Source organism: Zoogloea ramigera (assembly GCF_006539865.1).
GTDB lineage: Bacteria > Pseudomonadota > Gammaproteobacteria > Burkholderiales > Rhodocyclaceae > Zoogloea > Zoogloea ramigera.
Map to the genome: position 1 here is coordinate 1 of NZ_BJNV01000022.1, position 20,353 is coordinate 20,353.

Annotated in this window: 14 protein-coding genes; 2 read left to right on the top strand and 12 right to left on the bottom strand. The window is 70.0% G+C overall.

Annotated elements, in window-relative coordinates; translation table 11 throughout:
- Positions 1 to 81: 81 nt before the first annotated feature.
- Positions 82 to 1,287 carry an MFS transporter gene (locus ZRA01_RS08040; RefSeq protein ID WP_141351073.1) on the bottom strand — a complete coding sequence of 402 codons (1,206 nt, stop codon included), beginning with the start codon at positions 1,285 to 1,287 and terminating at the stop codon, positions 82 to 84.
- A 465-nt stretch (positions 1,288 to 1,752) separates the two neighbouring features.
- Between ZRA01_RS08040 and ZRA01_RS08045 the strand changes: the two genes are divergently transcribed.
- Positions 1,753 to 2,220: a hypothetical protein gene (locus ZRA01_RS08045; protein WP_141351075.1), complete on the top strand. Its 468-nt coding sequence runs from the start codon at positions 1,753 to 1,755 to the stop codon at positions 2,218 to 2,220.
- A gap of 636 nt (positions 2,221 to 2,856) precedes the next feature.
- On the opposite strand, the gene ZRA01_RS08050 is transcribed toward ZRA01_RS08045, so the two are convergent.
- The 5 genes from ZRA01_RS08050 to ZRA01_RS08070 all read right to left on the bottom strand — a co-directional run bounded on the left by ZRA01_RS08050 (position 2,857) and on the right by ZRA01_RS08070 (position 12,506).
- The gene (locus ZRA01_RS08050; RefSeq protein WP_170182922.1) at positions 2,857 to 3,435 is read right to left on the bottom strand and encodes a Uma2 family endonuclease; all 579 of its coding nucleotides are present in this window, start codon (positions 3,433 to 3,435) and stop codon (positions 2,857 to 2,859) included.
- 82 nt (positions 3,436 to 3,517) lie between these two features.
- A complete protein-coding gene (gene guaD, locus ZRA01_RS08055; protein WP_141351079.1) occupies positions 3,518 to 4,837 on the bottom strand; it encodes a guanine deaminase in 1,320 nt (439 codons plus the stop codon).
- On the bottom strand, positions 4,834 to 5,850 hold the full coding sequence (gene xdhC, locus ZRA01_RS08060) for a xanthine dehydrogenase accessory protein XdhC (RefSeq protein WP_141351081.1): 1,017 nt from the start codon (positions 5,848 to 5,850) through the stop codon (positions 4,834 to 4,836). The genes guaD and xdhC overlap by 4 nt, the downstream gene beginning before the upstream one ends.
- On the bottom strand, positions 5,847 to 9,632 hold the full coding sequence (gene xdhB, locus ZRA01_RS20995) for a xanthine dehydrogenase molybdopterin binding subunit (protein WP_141351083.1): 3,786 nt from the start codon (positions 9,630 to 9,632) through the stop codon (positions 5,847 to 5,849). The genes xdhC and xdhB overlap by 4 nt, the downstream gene beginning before the upstream one ends.
- Positions 9,633 to 9,719: 87 nt before the next feature.
- Positions 9,720 to 12,506 (bottom strand): ATP-binding protein, encoded by a 2,787-nt coding sequence (locus ZRA01_RS08070; protein ID WP_141351085.1) that lies wholly within the window; start codon positions 12,504 to 12,506, stop codon positions 9,720 to 9,722.
- Between the two features lie 155 nt (positions 12,507 to 12,661).
- Between ZRA01_RS08070 and ZRA01_RS08075 the strand changes: the two genes are divergently transcribed.
- Positions 12,662 to 13,696, top strand: coding sequence for an adenosine deaminase (locus ZRA01_RS08075; RefSeq protein ID WP_141351087.1), 1,035 nt, complete (start codon positions 12,662 to 12,664; stop codon positions 13,694 to 13,696).
- On the opposite strand, the gene ZRA01_RS08080 is transcribed toward ZRA01_RS08075, so the two are convergent.
- From ZRA01_RS08080 to lipA, 6 genes are all read right to left on the bottom strand, one after another.
- A complete protein-coding gene (locus ZRA01_RS08080) occupies positions 13,693 to 14,022 on the bottom strand; it encodes a DMT family transporter (protein ID WP_141351089.1) in 330 nt (109 codons plus the stop codon). The two genes, ZRA01_RS08075 and ZRA01_RS08080, sit on opposite strands and share 4 nt — an antisense overlap.
- 20 nt (positions 14,023 to 14,042) lie before the next feature.
- On the bottom strand, positions 14,043 to 14,372 hold the full coding sequence (locus tag ZRA01_RS08085) for a DMT family transporter (protein ID WP_141351091.1): 330 nt from the start codon (positions 14,370 to 14,372) through the stop codon (positions 14,043 to 14,045).
- Between the two features lie 56 nt (positions 14,373 to 14,428).
- Positions 14,429 to 14,977: a glutathione peroxidase gene (locus ZRA01_RS08090; protein ID WP_141351093.1), complete on the bottom strand. Its 549-nt coding sequence runs from the start codon at positions 14,975 to 14,977 to the stop codon at positions 14,429 to 14,431.
- Between the two features lie 23 nt (positions 14,978 to 15,000).
- Positions 15,001 to 18,018: an ATP-binding protein gene (locus ZRA01_RS08095; protein ID WP_170182923.1), complete on the bottom strand. Its 3,018-nt coding sequence runs from the start codon at positions 18,016 to 18,018 to the stop codon at positions 15,001 to 15,003.
- The gene (locus tag ZRA01_RS20515; RefSeq protein WP_170182924.1) at positions 18,015 to 19,244 is read right to left on the bottom strand and encodes a hypothetical protein; all 1,230 of its coding nucleotides are present in this window, start codon (positions 19,242 to 19,244) and stop codon (positions 18,015 to 18,017) included. Before ZRA01_RS20515 ends, ZRA01_RS08095 begins: the two co-directional genes overlap by 4 nt.
- Before the next feature lie 151 nt (positions 19,245 to 19,395).
- A complete protein-coding gene (lipA, locus tag ZRA01_RS08100; protein WP_141351097.1) occupies positions 19,396 to 20,343 on the bottom strand; it encodes a lipoyl synthase in 948 nt (315 codons plus the stop codon).
- Between the last annotated feature and the right edge of the window lie 10 nt (positions 20,344 to 20,353).

Here is a 20,353-nt window from a genome sequence, read left to right on the forward strand (position 1 = left end):
ACAACACCCTCTGAAGTCGCCCCTACAGGGGTATCGCCGGCTTTGCGCTGCTCCATGGATCACGGCGACGGCTCCACCCCGTCAACCCGCGCGAGCCCGTTGCCCGCGCCGATAGGCCAGCCCGGCCGCGCAGCTGGCCAGCCCGCAGGCCACCAGCGTGGCGCGCACCCCGAAGGCGTGGGCCAGGCTGCCCACCGCAAAGCTGCCCAGCGGCGCGAGGCCCAGGAAAGCCATCGTGAACAGCGCCATCACCCGGCCGCGGTAGTCATTGTCCACCGCGGTCTGGATCAGCGTGTTGCTGCCCGCCACGCACAGCAGGATCGCAAAGCCCAGCACCAAGAGCGCCGGCACGCTCAGCCACAGGCTGGGCGACAGGGCGAACACCGCCAGCGCCAACCCCACCAGCGGCGCCATGCGGCCCACCAGCGCGCCGAGGCCGGCGGTGTCACTGCGCAGCGCCAGCAGCACCGCGCCGCCCAGCGCGCCGCAGCCGGCGGTGCCCATCAACAGGCCGTACAGGCGCGCGTCGCCGCCGAAGATCTCCTTGGCGAAGAGCGGCATCAGCACCGTGTAGGGCGTGGCCAGCAGGCTCAGGCTGGCGATCAGGAGCAGCGAGGCGCGGATGTGCCGGTGCCCGGCGGTGTAGCGCACGCCCTCGCGCAGGGCCTGCAGCGGCGGGGCGGCGGGGCCGCGGCGCGTGGTGGCGGGCAGGCGGATCGCCGCGAGCGCCAGCAGCACCGCCAGGTAGGACGCCGCGTTGAACAGGAAGCACAGGGCCTCGCCCGCTGTGGCCACCACCCAGCCGGCCAGCGCCGGGCCGACGAAGCGGGTGGCGTGCATCATGAACGAGTTGAGGGCGATGGCGTTGGGCAGGTCGCCCTTGTCATCCACCAGCTGCACCACGATGGCCTGCCGGGCCGGCACGTCGAGGGCGTTGATGCAGCCCAGCCCGAAGGCCAGGGCTATCAGGTGCGTGGGCGTCGCCACGCCCTGCCACACCAGCCAGGCCAGCAGTAGCGCCTGCACCATCGACAGGGCCTGGGTGAGCATCAGCAGGCGGCGGCGGTCGAAGCGGTCGATCAGCACGCCGCCGAAGGGGCTGAGGACGAGGATGGGGATCTGGCTGGCGAAGCCCACCACCCCCAGCACCAGCGCCGAACCGGTGAGCCGGTAGGCCAGCCACACCATGGCGATCTGCTGCATCCAGGTGCCCGCCAGCGACACCAGCTGGCCGGCGAAGTAGATGCGGTAATTGCGGGAGGCGAGGGCGCGGAGGGCGGGGGGCATGGCGTGGCGGAGTGTGCGGTGCGGCCGCTACGGTAGCCCGGCGCGGTGGCCGAGGGAAGGGGCGGCGGCCGTTTGTTCGCTCGGGGGCGGGGCCTGTCCGGCGGCGTCTGGGCGGCAGAGCAGGCGTGGCCCCGGCGCCCGTGGCAAGCCCGCCGCCGCGGCTGCACCAACGTTTACCCCCGGGTGAGTCTCGGCGAAGGCGAAAGAGCGTGCGCCCATGCGGCGCGTGAGCTTACGGAAAGCGGTCGACTGCCGTTCCCGGGTTAAACGCCCGCAGCATTTGAAGGGGTGGTCACACGCAACATTTGCCCATCTTGGGCAGCGCCGCCCTCGTCGGCGCCTTGAATGGCCATGTCGTATTTGCACGACATCGTGTCCCGTGTACCATCTCCGGGCTGCCATTGGCATCGCCCGCGGATTCCTGCGGCATGCGGCGGCAATCCCATAACGATCAGGAGTCTTGCCATGAAACAGAATCTCGTCTCCCTCGAATTCAGTGCGGCTCAGCTCGAGGCCGTGGATGCGGCCCTGGCGGCGCTCGAGAAAAACCTCGCCGAGTTGGTCACCCTTACCGCCGAGCAGCGCCGCAAGGCCTTGAAGATGGGGGACGGGTCCGAGGTGTTCTGCCGCCAGACCGAGCTGGTGCTGCGCCAGAACGCCGGCATGGTGCCGGCCGACTTCGAGCTGGCCGAGTTCCAGCAGGACATCGCCACCCTCGATGCGCTGCGGCCGCGCCTGCAGCGCCTGCGCGCGCTCACCGACCGCGCCGACGACACCGAGCTGGCGCTGGGCAGCGACATCCTGAGCGCGTCCCTCGACGGTTATGCGCTGACCAAGGTCTTCGGCAAGGGCACCAGCCTGGACACCCTCAAGGAGGCGATGAAGACCCGCCTGTCCCGCAAGCCGCGCAAACCGGCCAGCCCCGAGGCCTGAGCGGCCTGTTCAGGGCCTGCCCCGCGCCCGGGGCCGGGCTGTCTGCAGTGGCCGGCAGGCCCGGCCGATCCCCCGCGCGGCCCAACTTCCCCGGCCCTGTGCTCCGTCGATCTTCCCGCCCGCCCGGCCGATCACTCCGGAGGCCCGAGTGAGCGCTTCGTGCGCCCGGCCGACCACGCCGGAATCCCAGCCGACCCCTTCGCCCGCCCAAGCGATCACGCCGGAGGTCCAACCGAGCATTTCCGGGAGGGTATGCCCCACTCCCTGAAGTGCTCGCGAGGACGAAATTCGGGCAAGGGCTGGGCAAAACCTACAGGGCAGCCCTATCCGCCGGATAGGCGCGTGGGCATTTGAGGTGCTCGCGAGCGGCCCGGCGACAGGGTTGCATACTCCGCCGGACAGGCGCCCGCCGCATCGAACTGCCCACGGGACGGCTTCCGGGCTGCTCGGGAGCACTTCGAGGAGTGGGCACGACAGTCCCCGGGATAGACGCGACTCCCTCGCGGACAGGCGGGTGGGATGTATCCGGGGTCGGGAGCGCTGGTGGGATGGGCGTGCGGTGCGCCGGCACCTACCCCTGTCCCGTCAACGTGGGCGTGTAGATCAGATGGAGGTTCGCCCGCGCCCGCCTCGCCCTCACTTCTGCCCGGCGTCGAAGCTGAGGTCGTAATACAGATCACCCAGTGACAGCATCACCCCGATCAAGGGCATCTCGATCTGGGATTCCATGCCGATGATCACCTGGCTGTCCCAGGCGCCTGCAGCGTTGCGGAAGTAGAACCGGACGCGCGGCCGTTTGATCGACACGAGGAGGATGTATTGCATGGAGGGAAGCGACTTGTATTCCTCCAGCTTGTCGATCGCATCGACCATGCCGGTGCTGGGGGATTCCACTTCAATGACCAGCGTCGGCTTGGCGGCCTCCCGGGAGGTGCCGGCGGGGTCTCCGCAATCCACGCTCAGGTCCGGATAGCGAACCTGATGAGTCGAGATCTTGACGGCGATATCGGCGGAGCGGGGGCGGCAGGGCTTGCCCAGCAACTGGTTACCGATGAGCCGGCTCGCATTCATGACGACCGTGTCGTGGGCAATCGTCGCCCCGGCCATGAGCAGCGGCTGCCCATCGACCAGCTCATACCGTTCGCTCTGGGACTCGAGCCATGCATAGAACTCGTCGGCGCTCATCAAACGTGGAATCAGTTGCTCCTGCCCCATGCGTAACTCTCCCTGAACGCAAGCCATGTCACCGAAGCATTGTAATGCCTGATCTGCCCCTGGCCGGGGCTGCCGCCCGCCCTCAGCGCACGAACGCCACTTCCCCCATCACGTGCGTCGCCACCACGCAGCGCTCGTCGCCCAGCATCATCAGCGCGAAGAGGCGCTCGGCGAGCCCCTGGCAGCGCTCCATGCGCCAGGCGAGTTCCGGGGTGGCGGCCCAGTCGAGGGCGATGAAGTCGGCTTCGCGGCCGGGCTGGAAGTTGCCGATGTGCTCGTCGAGGTAGAGCGCCCGGGCGCCGCCGAGGGTGGCGAGGTAGAAGCCGCGCGGCGCCGACAGCGGGGCCCGGCAGGCCTGGCCGACTTCGTAGGCCTGGGCGAGGGTGCGCAGCAGGCCAAAGCCGGTGCCGGCGCCGATGTCGGTGGCGAGGCCGACGCGCAGGCCGGCGCTGCGGCTGGCATCGAGGTCGAAGAAGCCGCTGCCGAGGAAGAGGTTGGAGCCCGGGCAGAAGGCCGCCGCGGCGCCGCTGGCGGCCATGCTGTGGCGCTCGGCGGTGCTGAGGTGGATGCAGTGGGCGTGCAGCGTGCGCGGGCCGGCGAGGCCGTAGTGCTGGTAGACGTCGAGGTAGCTGCGGCGCTCGGGGAAGAGCTGCTGCACCCAGTCGAGCTCGGCGGGGGTTTCGGCGAGGTGGGTCTGCAGGTGCAGGCCCGGCTGGCTCGCGAGCAGCTCGCCGGTGAGGCGCAATTGCTCGGGGCTGGAGGTGGGGGCGAAGCGCGGGGTGAGGCTGTAGCGCAGGCGGCCGCGGCCGTGCCAGCGCTCGATGAGGCGCAGGCTGTCGGCTATGCCGCCGGCGGCGGTGTCGCGCAGGTTTTCGGGGCAGTTGCGGTCCATCAGCACCTTGCCGCACAGCATGCGCAGGCCGCGGGCTTCGGCGGCGGCGAAGAAGGCGTCCACCGAATGCGGGTGCACGGTGGCGAACACCGAGGCGGTGGTGGTGCCGTGGGCGAGCAGGCGATCGACGACGAAGGCGGCCGTGCGTTCGGCCTCTGAGGCGTCGGCAAAGCGCGCCTCGGCGGGGAAGACGTAGTCGTTGAGCCAGGCCAGCAACTGGCGCCCGTAGCTGGCGATCACGCCGGCCTGGGGGTAGTGCAGGTGGCAATCGACGAAGCCGGGCAGCACCAGTCGGCCGCGGTAGTCGTGCAGGGTGGCGGCTTCGTGCACCCCGGGCGGCAGCGCGGCGCACACGCTGGCCCAGGGGCCGGCGGCGCGGATGTGGCCGTCGGCGATCCACAGCCCGCCGTCGTCGAAGAACTGCCACGTGGCGGGGTCGTCGGCGGGGCCCGGGTCGGCCAGGAAGTGCAGCAGCTGGCCGCGGACGAGGCGGTGTGGTGGGGTGGTCATGGGCGCGGCAGCGACGACAGCGGCGGCGCGGCGGGGGGCGGATGGGCGGCGTGCTCGACGGCCGCGCGGGCTTCGCGCACCTGCTGGAGCTGGGCCGCCACCGCGAGGGCGATCAGCGCCGGGTGCTTGCCCTGGATGCCGGGGATGCCGATCGGGCAGCTGAGATCGGCGAGGCGCTCGGGGTCGAGGCCGCGGATGACGAACTGCCGCGCGAAGTTGCTGCGCTTGGTGGCGGAGCCGATCAGGCCGAACCAGGCAAAGTCGTGGCGCGCGAAGATGGCCTCGCAGAGCGCGAAATCGAGCGCGTGGCTGTGGGTCATCACCAGAAAATAGCTGCCCGGCGGGGCGGTGCGGACCTCGGCTTCGGGGCTGTCGGTGGCGATTGCACGCACGCCGGGCGGGAGCGTGGGCGGGAAGATGTCGTCCCGCGTGTCCACCCAGATGATGCGGGCGCCCAGCGGGGCGAGGGCACGGACGACGGCCTCGCCCACGTGGCCGGCGCCGAACAGGATCACCGGAAAGTCGGCCGCGGCGACGAGGTGGGTGAGCTCCCAGCGGGCGCCGTCGGTGAGCAGGTGGGCGGTGGAGCGGGTGGCCTGGGCCGGCTCGAGCAGGCGCCAGCGGGAGGCGGCTTCGTTGGTGGCGAGCTGGCGCTGCAGGCCTTGCCCGGCGGCCACGGCGTCGGCCCGAGCCTGCCAGTCGGCGGCGCTGTCGGGGGTGACGCGTTCGAGGGCCAGCCACACGATGCCGCCACAGCACTGGCCGAGCGACGGGCCGAGGGCGAGGCGCATCAGCCGCGGCGGCCCGCCCACTTCCAGCAGGGCCCGCGCGGCGCTGGCGGCCAGCCACTCGAGCTGGCCGCCGCCGATGCTGCCGAGGCTGGCCTGGGCACCAACGAGCATGGTGGCGCCGGCCTCCCGGGGCGTTGAGCCCACGGTGTGGGCGACGGTGACGAGGACGCAAGCCTCGCCGCGGGCGAGCCGGGTGGCGAGGGCGGGCAGCCATTCGGTCATGGCAGGGAGCCTCCGTGGAGAGCGCGCAGGATGGCCTCGGGCGTGGCCGGGGCGTCGAGCTGCGGGCGGGCGCCGGGGCCGAGGGCGGCGGCCACCGCGTCGCGCAGCGCGAAGAAGGCCGACAGGGCCAGCATCAGCGGCGGCTCGCCGACGGCCTTGGCGCGGTGGATGGCGTCCTCGCGGTTGGGCTGGTCCCACAGGCGCACGTTGAAGACCGGCGGCAGGTCGGCGGCGGTGGGGATCTTGTAGGTGGACGGCGAGTGGGTGAGCAGCGCGCCGTCGGCACCAAAGACGAGCTCCTCGCTGGTCAGCCAGCCGAGGCCCTGGATGAAGCCGCCCTCGATCTGGCCGATGTCGATGGCCGGGTTGATGGAGCGGCCGGCGTCGTGAAGGATGTCGACGCGCAGCAGGCGGTGTTCGCCGGTGAGGGTGTCGATGGCGACCTCGCTCAGCGCGGCGCCGTAGGCGAAGTAGTAGAAGGGCCGGCCGCGCATGGCGCTGGCGTCGTAGCTGAGCTTGGGGGTGGCGTAGAAGCCGGCGTCCCACAGCTGCACGCGGGCCAGCCAGGCGTCGAGCGCGACCTGGGCGAAGGGGGCGTCGAAGCCGGGGGCGCGCACGCGGCCGGCCTCGAAGCGCACGCTGGTCGCCTCGACGCCCGCCTTGCCGGCGACGAAGGCCGCCCGCCGCCCGCGGATCGCCCGGCAGGCGGCCTGGGCGGCCTTGCCGTTGAGGTCGCTGCCCGACGAGGCGGCGGTGGCCGAGGTGTTGGGCACGCGGCTGGTGTCGGTGGCCGACAGGCGCACGTCGCCCACCGCCAGGCCGAACTCGGCGGCGACGATCTGGCGCACCTTGGTGTAGAGGCCCTGGCCCATCTCGGTGCCGCCGTGGCTGACGCCCACGCTGCCGTCCTTATACACATGCACCAGCGCGCCGGCCTGGTTGAGGAAGGTGTTGGTGAAGGAGATGCCGAACTTGACCGGGGTGAGCGCCAGCCCGCGCTTGAGCACCTGGCTCGTGGCGTTGAAGGCGGCGATTTCGGCGCGGCGCCCGGCGTAGTCGGCGTCGCTCACCAGGCGGGCCACCAGCGGGGCGATGATGGTGTCTTCAACGCGCATCCCGTAGGGGGTGATGTTGCGCCCCGGCCCGGCGTAGAAGTTGGCGCGGCGCACCGCCAGCGGGTCTAGGCCCAGGTGGCGGGCGATGTCGTCGAGCACCATTTCGATGGCGAACATGCCCTGGGGCCCGCCGAAGCCGCGGAAGGCGGTGTTCGACACCGTGTGGGTGCGGCAGCGCAGGCTGCGGATGGCCACCGCGTCGAGGTAGTAGGCGTTGTCGGCGTGGAACACCGCGCGGTCGTTGACCGGGCCCGACAGGTCGGCCGAGAAGCCGCAGCGGGATGAAAGCCCGAGGCGCAGGCCAATGATGCGGCCATCCGGCCCGAAGCCCACGTTGTAGTCGATGCGGAAGTCGTGGCGCTTGCCGGTGGCGCGCATGTCGTCGTCGCGGTCGAGACGCAGCTTGACCGGCCGCCCGCTGGCCCGCGCGAGCAGCGCGGCGATGCAGGCCCACTGGGCAGATTGCGCCTCCTTGCCGCCGAAGCCGCCACCCATCCGGCGGCATTCGCAGCTCACCTGGTGCATCCGCCAGCCGAGCGCGCCGGCCACCGCCTGCTGCATCTCGGTGGGGTGCTGGGTGGAGCTGAGCAGATGCAGGCTGTCGTCCTCGCGGGGGATCGCGCAGGCGATCTGGCCTTCGAGGTAGTAATGCTCCTGGCCACCCGTGCGCACGCGGCCGGCGAGGCGGTGGGGCGCGCCGGCAAGGGCCGCGGCGACGTCGCCGCGGCTGAGCTCGACGGGGGGTAGCACCTCGCTGCCGACGGCGAGGGCGTCGTCGATGTTCATGATGGCCGGCAGCGGCTCGATGCGCATCACCGCCAGGCGGGCTGCGCGGCGGGCCTGTTCGCGGGTGTCGGCGGCGACGGCGAACAGCGGCTGGCCGTGGAACAGCACTTCGCCGGTGGCGAGGATGGGGTCGTCGTGGACCACCGGGCCGCAGTCGTTGAGGCCGGGGATGTCGGCGGCGGTGATGACGGCCCGCACCCCGGGCGCGGCGCGCACGGCCGTGATGTCGAGGCCGATCAGGCGGCCGTGGGCCACATCGGACAGCCCGACCGCGGCGTGGAGCAGGCCGGCCGGTTCGGGCAGGTCGTCGGTGTAGGTGGCGCTGCCGGCCACGTGGAGGTGGGCGCTCTCGTGGGGCAGGGGCTGGCCGATGGGGGGCGGGCGGTCGGCGCCGACGGTCGTGGTGGCCGGCGCGGCTTGGGCTGCCGGGGCGATGTCGGCGAGGCGCAGCGGGGCGGTGCCGCAGGTCTCCAGCCACAGCCGGCGCAGCAGGCCGGCGGCGGCCTGGCGGCGGTAGGCGGCGGAGGCGCGCAGGTCATCGAGGGGCTTGAACTCGGTGCAGAGGGCGGTGATCGCCGCCTCGACGGTGGCTTCGGTCCACGGCTGGCCCAGCAGGGCGGCCTCGGTGGCGCGGGCCCGGGCGGGCGTGGCGGCCATGCCACCGAAGGCGATGCGCACGTGGCTCACCCGGCCGTCGGCCAGGCCGATGGCGAAGGCGCCGCACAGGGCGGAGATGTCCTGGTCGTGGCGCTTCGAGACTTTCCAGCAGCGAAACAGGCTGCCGGCCGGGGCGGGCGGCACTTCGACGGCCTCGATGAATTCGCCGGGGGCGAGGGCTGTCTGCCGGTAGCCGAGGTAGAACTCGTCGAGGGGCAGCCGGCGCTGCTGGGCGCCTTGCCGCAGCACGAGCCGGGCGCCCAGGGCGATGAGGCCGGGCATGCTGTCGCCGATGGGCGAGCCGTTGGCGATGTTGCCGCCCAGGGTGCCGGCGTGGCGCACCGGCGGGCCGGCGAAGCGGCGGGCGAGCTCGGCCCAGCCGGGCTCGAAGGCGACCAGCGCCGCGAAGGCATCGGCGAGGCTGGCGGCGGCGCCGATCGCGAGGCCGCCGTCGGCACTGCGGCCGATGGCCTGCAGTTCGGGCACGGCGCCGAGCCACAGCAGGTCGCCCGGGTCGCGCAGGGCCTTGGTGATGCCCAGGGCGAGGTCGGTGGCGCCGGCGACGAGGCGGGCTTGCGGGTTGGCCTGGCGGGCGGCGGCGAGTTCGGCGAGGCTGCGCGGGGCAATGAAGCGGCAGCCTCCGGCACGGTAGATCAGCGGTGGCAGCGCCGCCATGCGGGCCAGCGCGGCGAGGATGGGGCCGCGATCCAGGCTTACCCGGGGCAGCCGGTAGGCGGCGGGCAGGGCGTCGACGATGGGGCGGTAGCCGGTGCAGCGGCACAGGTTGCCGGCCAGGGCGTCGATGATGGCCTCGCGGCTGGGGCAGGTGGGGTGGTTCTCATACAGCGCGAACAGGCTCATCGCGAAGCCCGGCGTGCAGAAGCCGCACTGGGTGCCGTGGCCACTTACCAGCGCCTGCTGCACCGGGTGCAGGCGCCCGGGGCCAGCGAGGGTGGCGAGGTCTTCGACGGTGAACACGGCCTTGCCGTCGAGGGTGGGCAGGAGGCGGATGCAGGCATTGACGGCCCGCAGCTGCAGCGCGCCGCCGACGGCCTCGCCGAGCACCACGGTGCAGGCGCCGCAGTCGCCTTCGGCGCAGCCTTCCTTGGTGCCGGTGGCGCGCATGTCTTCGCGCAGCCAGTCGAGCAGGCTGCGCGCCGGTGCAGCGCCTTCGACCTGACGGATGGCGCCGCGGAACCAGAACTGGATGGGGCGTTCGCTCATGCTGCGGAGCCGGCAGCCGGGGTGCCGGATCTACGGAGACACTTCCAACTTATCACATGGATCGCCGGCCTGCTGCGGTGGCAGGCGTCAGGGGGCAGATGCGTCGTCGGGCTTGTCGCGTTGGGACAACCAGCGCAGGAGGGTGGTGAACAGCAGATCGGCGGTGAAGGGTTTGGCGATGAAGTCGTCCATGCCCGCGGCCGTGCAGCGGGCGCGGTCTTCGGCGAAGGCGTTGGCGGTCATCGCGATGATGGTGGGCCTTGCGCTGCCGGGCAGGGCGCGGATCTGCCGTGTCGCCTCGAGGCCGTCCAGATGGGGCATCTGGATGTCCATCAGGATGAGGTCGTAGGGCTGGCGGGCGGCGAGCGCGACGGCTTCGACGCCGTCGCAGGCGATGTCGACGTTCTGGAAGCATTCACCGAGCACATCCAGCGCCACCTCGCGGTTGATCGGCTCGTCCTCGACCAGCAGCAGGCGGCGCTGGGCGTGGCGTGCGACGAGCGCGGCCTCGACCGGGGAGTGGCCGTTGGCGTAGGGGTGGTCGGTTTCCGGCGGGCCCTTGCGCAGCCGGGCGGTGAACCAGAAGCGGCTGCCGACGCCGGGGGTGCTGCTGGCGCCGGCCTCGCCGCCCATCAGCTCGGCGAGCTTGCGGGTGATGGCCAGCCCGAGCCCGGTGCCGCCGTGCTGGCGGGTGGCGGAGCCGTCCACCTGTTCGAAGGCGGTGAACAGGCGCGGCAGCTGTTCGGCGGGGATGCCGATGCCGTTGTCTTCGACCTCGAAGTGGATCAGCGCGCTCTCCTGCGATTCTTCGCAGGCCCGGATACGGATGCACACGCGCCCATTCTCGGTGAACTTGACCGCGTTGCCGGTGAGGTTGAGCAGGGCCTGCTGGAGGCGCAGCGCGTCGCCCTGCAGATGGGGCGGGACGGGCGACAGCGTGGTGATTAGCTCGACATGCTGGGCCCGCGCCCTCTCGGTGAGGATGGAGCAGACGTTGGCGGCGACGGCCTCGAGCTTGACCGGGCCATCGGCCAGCACGAACTTGCCGGCTTCGATCTTGGAGAGGTCTAGGATGGTGTTGATGATCTCCAGCAGGTGCAGCCCGGCCACCTCGATGCGCTGCAGGCGGGCGGCCTGCTTGTCGGGCACGCCCGCGCGGCGGATCAGGTGGGTCATGCCGATGATGGCGTTGAGCGGGGTGCGGATCTCGTGGGACATGTTGGCGAGGAACTCGCTCTTGATCCGCACCAGCCGCTCGGCCTCGAGCAGGGCCTGGCGGCGCGCCTCGTCGGTGGCCTTGCGCTGGCGGATGTCGGTGAAGCTCACCACCGCGCCGATGATCTGGCCGTCCCGGTGCATCGGTCGCGTGGCGGTGGCGACGGGCAGCGGGCTGCCGTCGGCGCACCAGAACAGGTCGTCGTCGTTGTGCACCGATTCGCCGCGCACGAGAGCGGCCAGCATCGGGCAGTCTTCAACCGGGAAGTGGGTGCCATCTGCACGGTGATGGTGCACGCTGACATGTACCTTCTTGCCGATCAGGCTGCCGTGGGCGTGGCCCAGCAGGTCGCTGGCGACCTGGTTGATGAAGGTGAAGCGGCCCTCGGCATCCATGCCGTAGAGGCCGCTGGCGGAGCTCTCGAGGATCAGCCGGCTGTAGGCCTCCGCTTCGGTCAGCTGGGCGGTGCGCTCAGCGACCAGCTGCTCCAGCTGGTGGCGGTAGGCATCGAGTTCGGCGTCGAGGCGGACGCGCTCGGAGATGTCCTCGAAGACCACCACCACGCCGATCACCCGGCCCTGCTCCTGGACCTGGGCGGTGTGGTAGGAGACGGGAAAGGTGCTGCCGTCCTTGCGGCAGAAGTATTCGTGGGCCACGTGGCGGGGCTGGCCGTCCAGCAGGGTCTGGTGGGTCGGGCAGCTGCCGGCGGGGTAGGGCCGGCCGTCGGGCCAGCTGTGGTGGATGAGGGCGTGTGCTGGCTGGCCGATGAGCTCGGCCGCCTGGTAGCCCAGCAGCGCGAGGGCGACCGGGTTGATGAAGGTGGTGCGCCCCTCGGTGTCGAGGCCGAAGACGCCTTCGGCGACGGATTCGAGCAGCAGCCGGTTGTGACGCCCCAGCCGGCCGGCCTCTTCGAGGGCGGCGGCGGTCTGGCGGAGCGTTTGCGCGAGGTGCTGCTGCTGTTCCAGGTGAAAGATCTGCAGGACGCGGGCCATCGAGAAGGCGATCATCACGGCGCAGCCGGCGCGGAAGATCTGCACCGGCACACCGACGGCAGCCAGAAAGCCTTCCTGGTTGAGCCAGGCCGCGGGGGCCCAGGGGGCCTGCGGCACGATCAGCCCGCCCAGCACGCCGTAGGCCGTGAGGGCGGCGCAGGCGAGCAGGCAATTGCGCCGAACGGCGGGGAATTCATGCCCTGACAGCTCGCTGCGGATGCGCCGGCCGATATAGGCCTGCAGCCCGATGGCCGACAGCAGCGCGGCCGGAAAACCGTAGAGGTAGCGCGTCCAGATTGCCAGGCTGTCGAGGGGCGCAGCGTGGGCGAGGGTGCCCGCGGCGACGCCTCCCAGCAGCAGCCCATGGACCCAGCCGGACAGCTGCGGCCCGGGCCGGGCGGCGCTCAGCGTGCGGCGCCCGAACTCGAAGAGCAGCACATAGGAGGCGAGCAGGGTTAGCGGGCGGGCGGCGGCGAGGGTCGGGTTATCACCGCGGACGACACGCCACAGGTCCATCCATTCCAGCGTGCCGTGCACGAAGGCAAAGCCGGCCAGCCACAGGCTCAGGCGGGCGAACGCGAAGCGGCTGCCCGCCTTCGGCCAGATGACGATGACGACCCCCAGCACCAGGAAGGCGAGGCCGTAAATGAAGTAGACGATGTCCATGTCGTCGCGGTGGGAGTCGGGCGCGGCGGGCGCGGCGGTGTGCGCTGCCTTACCGTGCGCTTAACGGCCGATCGGGTGGAAACTTGCGGCAATTGTCCATGTTTCGGGGCTGCGCGGGCCTATGATTGAGGCTCCTTCCTTCGCGGAGACTGATCATGAGCTGCGCTGATCCGCTTGCTCTGGCCCTCGGCATGCCGAAGGCCGAGCTCCACATCCACATCGAGGGCAGCCTGGAGCCCGGCCTGGCCTTTGCGCTGGCGCGCCGCAACGGCGTCGCGCTGCCCTACGCCGACGAGGCGGCGCTGAAGGCGGCCTACGCCTTCGACAGCCTGCAGTCCTTCCTCGACCTGTACTACGCCTGCGCCGCGGTGCTGCAGACCCGCGCCGACTTCCGCGACCTGATGCTGGCCTACCTCGAGCGGGCGGCGGCCGACGGGGTGATCCACGCCGAGATCTTCTTCGACCCCCAGACCCACACGGCGCGGGGCATCCCGTTTGCCACGGTGCTCGACGGGCTCGACGACGGCCTCGCCGAAGGGGCACGGCGCTGGGGCATTTCGGGGCGGCTGATCATGTGCTTCCTGCGCCACCTGAGCGAGGACGAATGCCTCGCCGCGCTGGCCGAGGCGGAGCCCTTCATCGGGCGCATCCACGGCTTCGGGCTGGATTCGTCGGAGCGCGGGCATCCGCCCGCCAAGTTTGCGCGGCTCTTCGCGCGCTGCCGGGCGCTGGGCAGGCCGGTGGTGGCCCACGCCGGCGAGGAGGGGCCGCCGGCTTACATCACCGAGGCGCTCGACATCCTCGGCGCGCGGCGCATCGACCACGGGGTGCGGGCGCCGGAAGACCCGGCGGTGCTCGCCCGCCTGGCCCGCGAGGGCGTGCCGCTCACCGTCTGTCCGCTCTCCAACACCCGGCTGTGCGTGTTTGCCACGATGGCCGAGCACAGCCTGCCACGGCTCATCGCCGCGGGTGCCAGGGTGACGCTCAATAGCGACGATCCGGCCTACTTTGGCGGTTATCTCAACGACAACATCCGCGCGGTGCAGGCCGCCTTCGGCTTCGACGCCGCCACTTGGTACCGGCTGGCCCGCAACAGCTTCGAGGCGAGCTTTGCGGGCGACGCCGAAAAGGCCGGCTGGATCGCCCGGCTGGACGCGTATTTTGCGGCGGCGGGGGTGCCGTTGGGCTAGTGCGTCACCGAGCTCGAGAACAGCTGCAGCACGATGACGCCGCTGACGATCATGCCGATGCCGATGATCGCCGCGCGGTCGAGCACCTGCTTGAAGAAGAAGTGCCCGGCCAGCGTGACGAGGGCAACCCCCGAGCCAGACCAGATCGCATACACCACGCCCACCGGCAGCACGTCGAGGGTGCGCGACAGCAGGTAGAGGGCGAGGGAATAGCAGCACACCACGACCACCGACGGCCAGAAGCGCCGGAAGCCGTTGGAGGATTTGAGGGCCAGCGTCGCGATCACTTCGGAGACGATGGCCACGGCGAGCAGGAACCATTGCATGGGAGGCGTCCTTCGGGGCGTTACTCGGTCACCGTCTTCGAGAAGGCGTTGATGACCACCACGCCGCCGACGATCAGCACGAGGCCGGCAATGGCCGGGGCGTCGAGGGGCTGGTCGAGGAAGAACCAAGCCACCAGCGTGACCAGCGCCACGCCAACCCCCGACCACACCGCATAGACGATGCCCACCGGGATCTTCTTGAGGCACAGGGACAGCAGGATGAAGGCGGTCTCGTAGGCGACCACCACCACCACCGACGGCCACAGGCGGGTGAAACCCTCGGTGGATTTGAGGGTCGAGGTGGCGATGACCTCGGCGACGATGGCGATGAAGAGCATGAGCCAGGGCATGGAAGCGCTCCGATGATGGCGGGGTCGGGACGGGCCCGGGGGCCCGGCGCCTTGCCTCAGTTCGACGCGAGGGCGGTTTCGATCGCCGCGACGAGCTTGTCGGCGTCCGGCGCGGTGTCGGGGGCGAAGCGGCGCAGCACCTGGCCGTCGCGGCCGATCAAAAACTTCTCGAAGTTCCACAGCACCTCGGGTGCGGCGGTCGGCTCGATCTTGTAGCCGCGCAGGGCCTGCTCCATGCCGGCGCGGTCTTCGGTCTCGGGCCTGGCGGCGGTGAGGGCGGCGTAGAGCGGGTGCTTGCCCGGGCCGGTGGCGACCAGCTTGCTGTACATCGGAAACTGCACGCCGAAGTTGGCGGTGCAGAAGCCGGCGATCTCGGCATCGCTACCCGGTTCCTGGCCGGCGAAATCATTGGCCGGGAAGCCGAGCACCACCAGGCCCTGGTCGCGGTACTGCTCGTAGAGCTTTTCCAGCCCTTCGTACTGCTTGGTGAGGCCGCACTTGGAGGCCACGTTGACCACCAGCAGCACCTTGCCGGCGTGCTCGGCGAGGGTGGCGGGGGTGCCGTCGATCTTGTTCACGGGGATGGTTTGCAGGGCGTTGGTCATTGTCGTTCCTCGGTTGGGGTGGGTCAGCGCTTGGCGGCTTTGGTGAGCCGTTCGTACATGCGTTTGGCCGCGTTGCGGGTCTCCGGCTCCAGGGCGTCGAGCAGCTCGGGCTTGCCGTCGATGGCCGCCTCGAAGGCCAGTAGCAACGGGCGCGCGTGGCGATCATAGCCCAACCCATGCAGCAGGCCCAGCACGCTGGCGGCCTGGGTGGGGTTGGCGAGCAGCGGGGCGAGGAAGCGTTCGACGAAGGCCTGGCTGGCGAGGGCGGTGGGGAGGTCGGCGGCGTCGGCCAGCAGTTTGTCCAGTGCCGCCCGGGTGTCCGCGAAGCTGCCGACGCTGAGGGCCCGGGTCGCGGCGATGGTACTTCGCCGGGCGTGCAGCCTGTCGAGTTGGGCTTGCCAGAACTCGTGCAGTTCGGTCTCGAGTGAGACGGTAACGGCTCTTTTAATCGATGCTTCTGCAGCTTCTAGATCGCCCTTCTCTGCCTGCAATAATCCCAAATGCCCAGTGGCCCAGCTGTCATTGGGGTCGATCTCAATGACCTTTTGGTAGGCGGCTACAGCTTCGTCGGTACGTTTCGTTTGCTCCGCGAGGAGGAAGGCCAGGTTGATCCATGAGCCTCGGTCACTGGGGTCGATCTCGATGGCTTTACGGTAGGCGGCTTCGGCTTCATTGATGCGCCTGGGTTGTCCGGCGAGGAGAGAGCCTAGGTTGCTCCAAGGCGAGGCGAGGGCCGGATCGATTTCGATGGCTTGGCGGTAGGCGGCTTCGGCTTCGTCGGTGCGCTCCGGCTGTTTGGCGAGGAGGTTACCGAGGTTGTGCCACGGGGCTGCGTACGTGGGATCGATCTCGATGGCCTTGTGGTAGGCGGCTTCTGCCTCGTTGGCCCTCTCCGACTGTTCCGCAATGGTGTTGCCAAGACCGTTCCAAGGGAAGGGATCGCTTGGGTCGAGCGTAGCCGCCGCGTGAAATGTGGCTTCGGCTTCAGTCGGTAGACCGGCAACTTCGGCGAGCAGGCAGGCGCGTTCGTATTCGGTGCGGGCGGTCGTGCCCCGTTGGGTGGCTTCGGTCAGGGCCTCTCTGGCGGCGTTGGGCTGGTCCGAGCGGCGCAATGCGCCAGCGACATTGGCCCAGGCGTTAGCGCTGGCGTCGGTAGCGTGCTTTCTGCCCCAGGAAAGCCAGCCCTCGGCGGCTTCGTCGGCGAATTTTACGTAACTCCAGGCGCCGACGAGGCGCCAGGCGAGGGCGTCGAGGCTGGTCCCGCCGTTGGCGCGCTGGGCGGGGGCGATATCGTCGGGGTGCAGGTGGGGCAGTGGGAAGAAGCCGCGGGCGCGCAGGCCGTAGAGCAGCGGCAGGTCGGCTTCGAGGAGGCCGTAGCGCAGCAGCTTGCGCCTTTCGGCGAGCTGATACGTTCGCATGCGTTCGGCTTCGGTGACAGCCGTCCCGGACGCGCACAGCGCATCGACGGCGGCGCGTTTGGCCTCGAGGCGCAGGTCCAGTGCGCCGACGAGGGCGTCCTGTTCGGCTTGGCTGAGGCCGTGGCCGATGCATCCCGCGAGCCGCCTGCGCAGCGCGGACAGGGCGGCGAGATCTTCGGGTAGATCCTCGGCAGGCAGGATGTCGTCGAGGGAGGCGCCGCTTTCGTCGGCGTATCGGGTGGCGCATTCGGCGCCCCAGGCTTCGAGGCTGCGGCGGTCGGCACGGCGGCCTCGCATGTCGGCCATCGCGAAGGCGAGGCGAGCTTCGGCGAGGGCGGGGCCGGTGGCGCCCTGGAGGGTGGCGGTGAGTTCTTCCTCGTCGTACATCGCCTCGAGAAATTCGGTGAGGCCCAGCGCGCTCTGGCGGACGCGGCGGTTACCGCGCATCTGCAGCCACAGGCGGAAGAGCTGTTCGGCGATGCGGTACTGGGTGCGGCCGAAGGCGGCGGATTTTTCGAGGAGGCCTTCGCGCTCGAGAACGTCGAGCTGGGCGGAGACGACGTTGGTGGGCAGGCCGGCGTGGGCGCCCAGCTCGGCGGCGGTGTGGCCGAAGCGCAGGCCGCTGCCGTCGCCGGGCCGGCGCACCGCCAGGGCGTGCATGACCACCTGGGCTTGCTCGGAGAGGTCTTCGAAGCGGGCCTTGTAATAGGGCGTGGTGAGGTCCATCAGGCGCTCGAAGTCTTCCACCGCCCGGCTGTTGGGGCCTTGTTGCAGCAGGGTGAAGATGAGGCCAACCGCGCGCGGGTTGCCGCCGGTGAGGTCGTGGAGAGTTTCGATGCGGCTGGGGCGGGCCTTCAGGCGTGCCTTGATCTCGGGGCTGCCCTGGCGGTCGGCGAGGTGTTCGAGCACCCGGCGGACTTCGGCGAGTTCGAGCCGGCCGAGGCGCTTGGGGACGAAGAAGTCGTAGAAGGCCTTGTCGTAGTCGGTGAAGGGCTCGGAGAGGCGCACCGAGCCGCCGATGACGATGGGCGACCGGGTGGTGGACAGGGCTTCGCGCAGCGCCCAGTAGGCGGCGGCGTGGGGGTCCTTGAGCTTGCGACCGCGCTTGTCGATGCGCTCGAAGACCATGTCGAGGTTGTCCACCAGCATCACCGGCCGGCGCTGGAGCCGGGCGCAGGTGTCGAGGAGCAGGGCGAGGCCGGCGTCGGCGGGTTGGTCGCTGCGGCGGGCGGCGGCGCGGGCGGCATCGGTGCGGTCCATCAGGGCGTCGGCGTCGGCGCGGCGGCCCTGGCGGTCGAGTTCGTCCACCAGCGCCTCGCATGCGGCCCACCAGAAGTCGGCCAGGTCCTTGACCTGATACAGCTCTTCGGGGAAGGAGAGCGCGATGAGGTGGTCGGCGAGGTCGACGTCGCGGCGGATGGCGACGGCGAGGCGCTTGAGCAGGGTGGTCTTGCCGGCGCCACGCAGGCCGATCAGTAGATAGTGCTGCACGCTGCCTTCGAGCGGTGCGCGGGCGAGCTCGTCGCGCAGGAAGCGGAACTCTGCCTGACGGGCGATGAAGCCGGCGACGAGGGCGTCGTCGCTGAGCCAGTCGGGGTTGTAGTGGTGGGTGGCGATGCTCACAGGCTGTTCCTCCGGAGCCACCAGCGGCGCAGGGGTTCGAGGGGGAAGTGGTAATGGCGGCCGCCGGTGCTGTCGTCGGGTTGCCAGTAGGCGTCGCGAAGGAGGATGTCGCGCAGGCGGGCGAAGAGGGCGAGTGCTTCGTCGTCGGTGGCGTTGGGATGGCGTTGCTGGACGGTGGCCAGCAGGTTTTCGGCGCGGGTGCCGCTCGGTTGGGTGGCGCTCTGGGTCAGGAGCGCCTTGGCCAGCCGGGCCAGGTCTGGAGAGAGCTGCATTTCGAGGCGCTTTTCCCAGTGGTGGAAATCGTTGTCGGCGCCAGGCTGGATGAGTTGATCCACGGCCTTGTCGATCAGATCCTGCGGCGGGGTGGCAGGGGCTGCATTGACGAGGCTGCGCAGGTGCTGAAACGCCACCTGAAGGTAATAGGGTTGTGGCCATCGGATTGCCGCGACCAGGCGGGCGATTGCGGTGGCGTCGAGCGCGATGGTGTAGCGGGCGGCCAGTTCGCGGATCAGCTGGCAGGCCAGGGCTTCGCTGAAGGGCGGGAGGCTCTGGTGGTTGAGGCTGTTGATGGTATCGGCCATGCCGTGTTCCTGGACCAGGGTGTCGAGGCCCACCGAGCCGGAGATCAGCCAGCGCACCTTCTGGGCGCCGGCGAGGGCGCGCACGTCGTTGCGGAACCAGTCGAGGAAGCGACGTACCCGCAAGACGCCGCCGGTCTGATCCTGGCGGATGATGTTGAAGAGCATGATCGGCAGCTCATCCATGTAGATCAGCCAGCGGTCGTCCAGTTCGTCGAGCAGGGTCAGGAGATCGTTGCCAACCTTGCTCCAGTCGTCGCTGTCCGGGCCGCTCAGGCTGATGTCGACCGTGCCGCCGAAACCACCGAGCTTGAGGGATTTGATGCGGTTGCCGAGGGCGCCGAGTTTTTCCCGGGCGCCGTCCCACAGTTTTCCGGGTAGGGAGTCGATGGCCTTCTTCAGTTCTGCGCCGAGTTTGTCCAGGAAGCCTTTTTCGTCGACGCAAGCGGCAACGTTGATCTCAATGGCTTTCCAGCCGCTGTCGCGGGCAAGGGTCATCACGGCGCGTGCGGCCGACGTCTTGCCGATCCTTCGTGGCCCGAGGAGCAGGATGTCGTCGTTTTGGAGGGTGTCCCATAGATCCTGGGCGACGGCGCTGCGGCCGAAAAAGTTAGCCCCTTCGACTGGGGAGCCGGCGATGTTGTCCATGGTGTGGTCTCTGTGTTTGCGCAAAGAAAATATAGTGCAAAGAATTATTTGTGCAAAGAAATTTTTGTATTTAGCTGGGCGGCTTGAAGCGCTAACGAAAAAGGGCGTCCCGCAGGACGCCCTCTGGGCAGACAACCGACAGGCAGAGGCCTCAAACCACCCCCGCCCCCTGCGCCTGCTGGTCGGCCCAGTAGCTGGAGCGGACCATCGGGCCGCAGGCGGCGTTCTTGAAGCCCATCTTGAGGGCTTCGGTCTCGAACATCTTGAAGGTGTCGGGATGCACGTAGCGCAGCACCGGCAGGTGGCCGCCGGAGGGCTGGAGGTATTGGCCGATGGTGAGCATCTCGACGTTGTGGGCGCGCATGTCGCGCATCACTTCGAGGATCTCGTCGTCGGTTTCGCCGAGGCCGACCATCAGGCCGGACTTGGTGGACACCTCGGGGTGGCGGGCCTTGAACTGCTTGAGGAGCTCGAGCGAGTAGGCGTAGTCGGAACCGGGGCGGGCCTGCTTGTAGAGGCGCGGCACCGTTTCGAGGTTGTGGTTCATGACGTCCGGCGGGGCCTGGTCGAAGATGTCGAGGGCGATCTCCATGCGGCCGCGGAAGTCGGGCACCAGCACCTCGATGGTGGTTTTGGGGCTGGCGGCGCGGGTGGCCTGGATGCAGTCGACGAAGTGCTGGGCGCCGCCGTCGCGCAGGTCGTCGCGGTCGACGCTGGTGATCACCACGTAGTTGAGGCGCATCGCGGCGATGGTCTTGGCCAGGTCGGCCGGCTCGTTGGCGTTGAGCGGCTCGGGGCGGCCGTGGCCGACGTCGCAGAAGGGGCAGCGGCGGGTGCAGATGTCACCCATGATCATGAAGGTGGCGGTGCCCTTGCCGAAGCATTCATGGATGTTGGGGCAGGAGGCCTCCTCGCACACCGTGTGCAGCTTGTGCTCGCGCAGGGTGTCCTTGATCTCGTTGAAGCGCTCCGCCTCGGCGCCGGCGCCGAGCTTGATGCGGATCCACTCGGGCTTCTTGAGCCGCTCGGCGGGGACGATCTTGATCGGGATGCGCGCGGTTTTCTCGGCGCCGCGTTGCTTGCGGGCGGTGTCTTCCATGAATCTGCTG

Coding starts and splice junctions, on each gene's coding strand:
- ZRA01_RS08040 (WP_141351073.1), bottom strand. CDS start 1,287: ATGCCCCCCGCCCTCCGCGCCCTCGCCTCCCGCAATTACCGCATCTAC.
- ZRA01_RS08045 (WP_141351075.1), top strand. CDS start 1,753: ATGAAACAGAATCTCGTCTCCCTCGAATTCAGTGCGGCTCAGCTCGAG.
- ZRA01_RS08050 (WP_170182922.1), bottom strand. CDS start 3,435: ATGGGGCAGGAGCAACTGATTCCACGTTTGATGAGCGCCGACGAGTTC.
- guaD (WP_141351079.1), bottom strand. CDS start 4,837: ATGACCACCCCACCACACCGCCTCGTCCGCGGCCAGCTGCTGCACTTC.
- xdhC (WP_141351081.1), bottom strand. CDS start 5,850: ATGACCGAATGGCTGCCCGCCCTCGCCACCCGGCTCGCCCGCGGCGAG.
- xdhB (WP_141351083.1), bottom strand. CDS start 9,632: ATGAGCGAACGCCCCATCCAGTTCTGGTTCCGCGGCGCCATCCGTCAG.
- ZRA01_RS08070 (WP_141351085.1), bottom strand. CDS start 12,506: ATGGACATCGTCTACTTCATTTACGGCCTCGCCTTCCTGGTGCTGGGG.
- ZRA01_RS08075 (WP_141351087.1), top strand. CDS start 12,662: ATGAGCTGCGCTGATCCGCTTGCTCTGGCCCTCGGCATGCCGAAGGCC.
- ZRA01_RS08080 (WP_141351089.1), bottom strand. CDS start 14,022: ATGCAATGGTTCCTGCTCGCCGTGGCCATCGTCTCCGAAGTGATCGCG.
- ZRA01_RS08085 (WP_141351091.1), bottom strand. CDS start 14,372: ATGCCCTGGCTCATGCTCTTCATCGCCATCGTCGCCGAGGTCATCGCC.
- ZRA01_RS08090 (WP_141351093.1), bottom strand. CDS start 14,977: ATGACCAACGCCCTGCAAACCATCCCCGTGAACAAGATCGACGGCACC.
- ZRA01_RS20515 (WP_170182924.1), bottom strand. CDS start 19,244: ATGGACAACATCGCCGGCTCCCCAGTCGAAGGGGCTAACTTTTTCGGC.
- lipA (WP_141351097.1), bottom strand. CDS start 20,343: ATGGAAGACACCGCCCGCAAGCAACGCGGCGCCGAGAAAACCGCGCGC.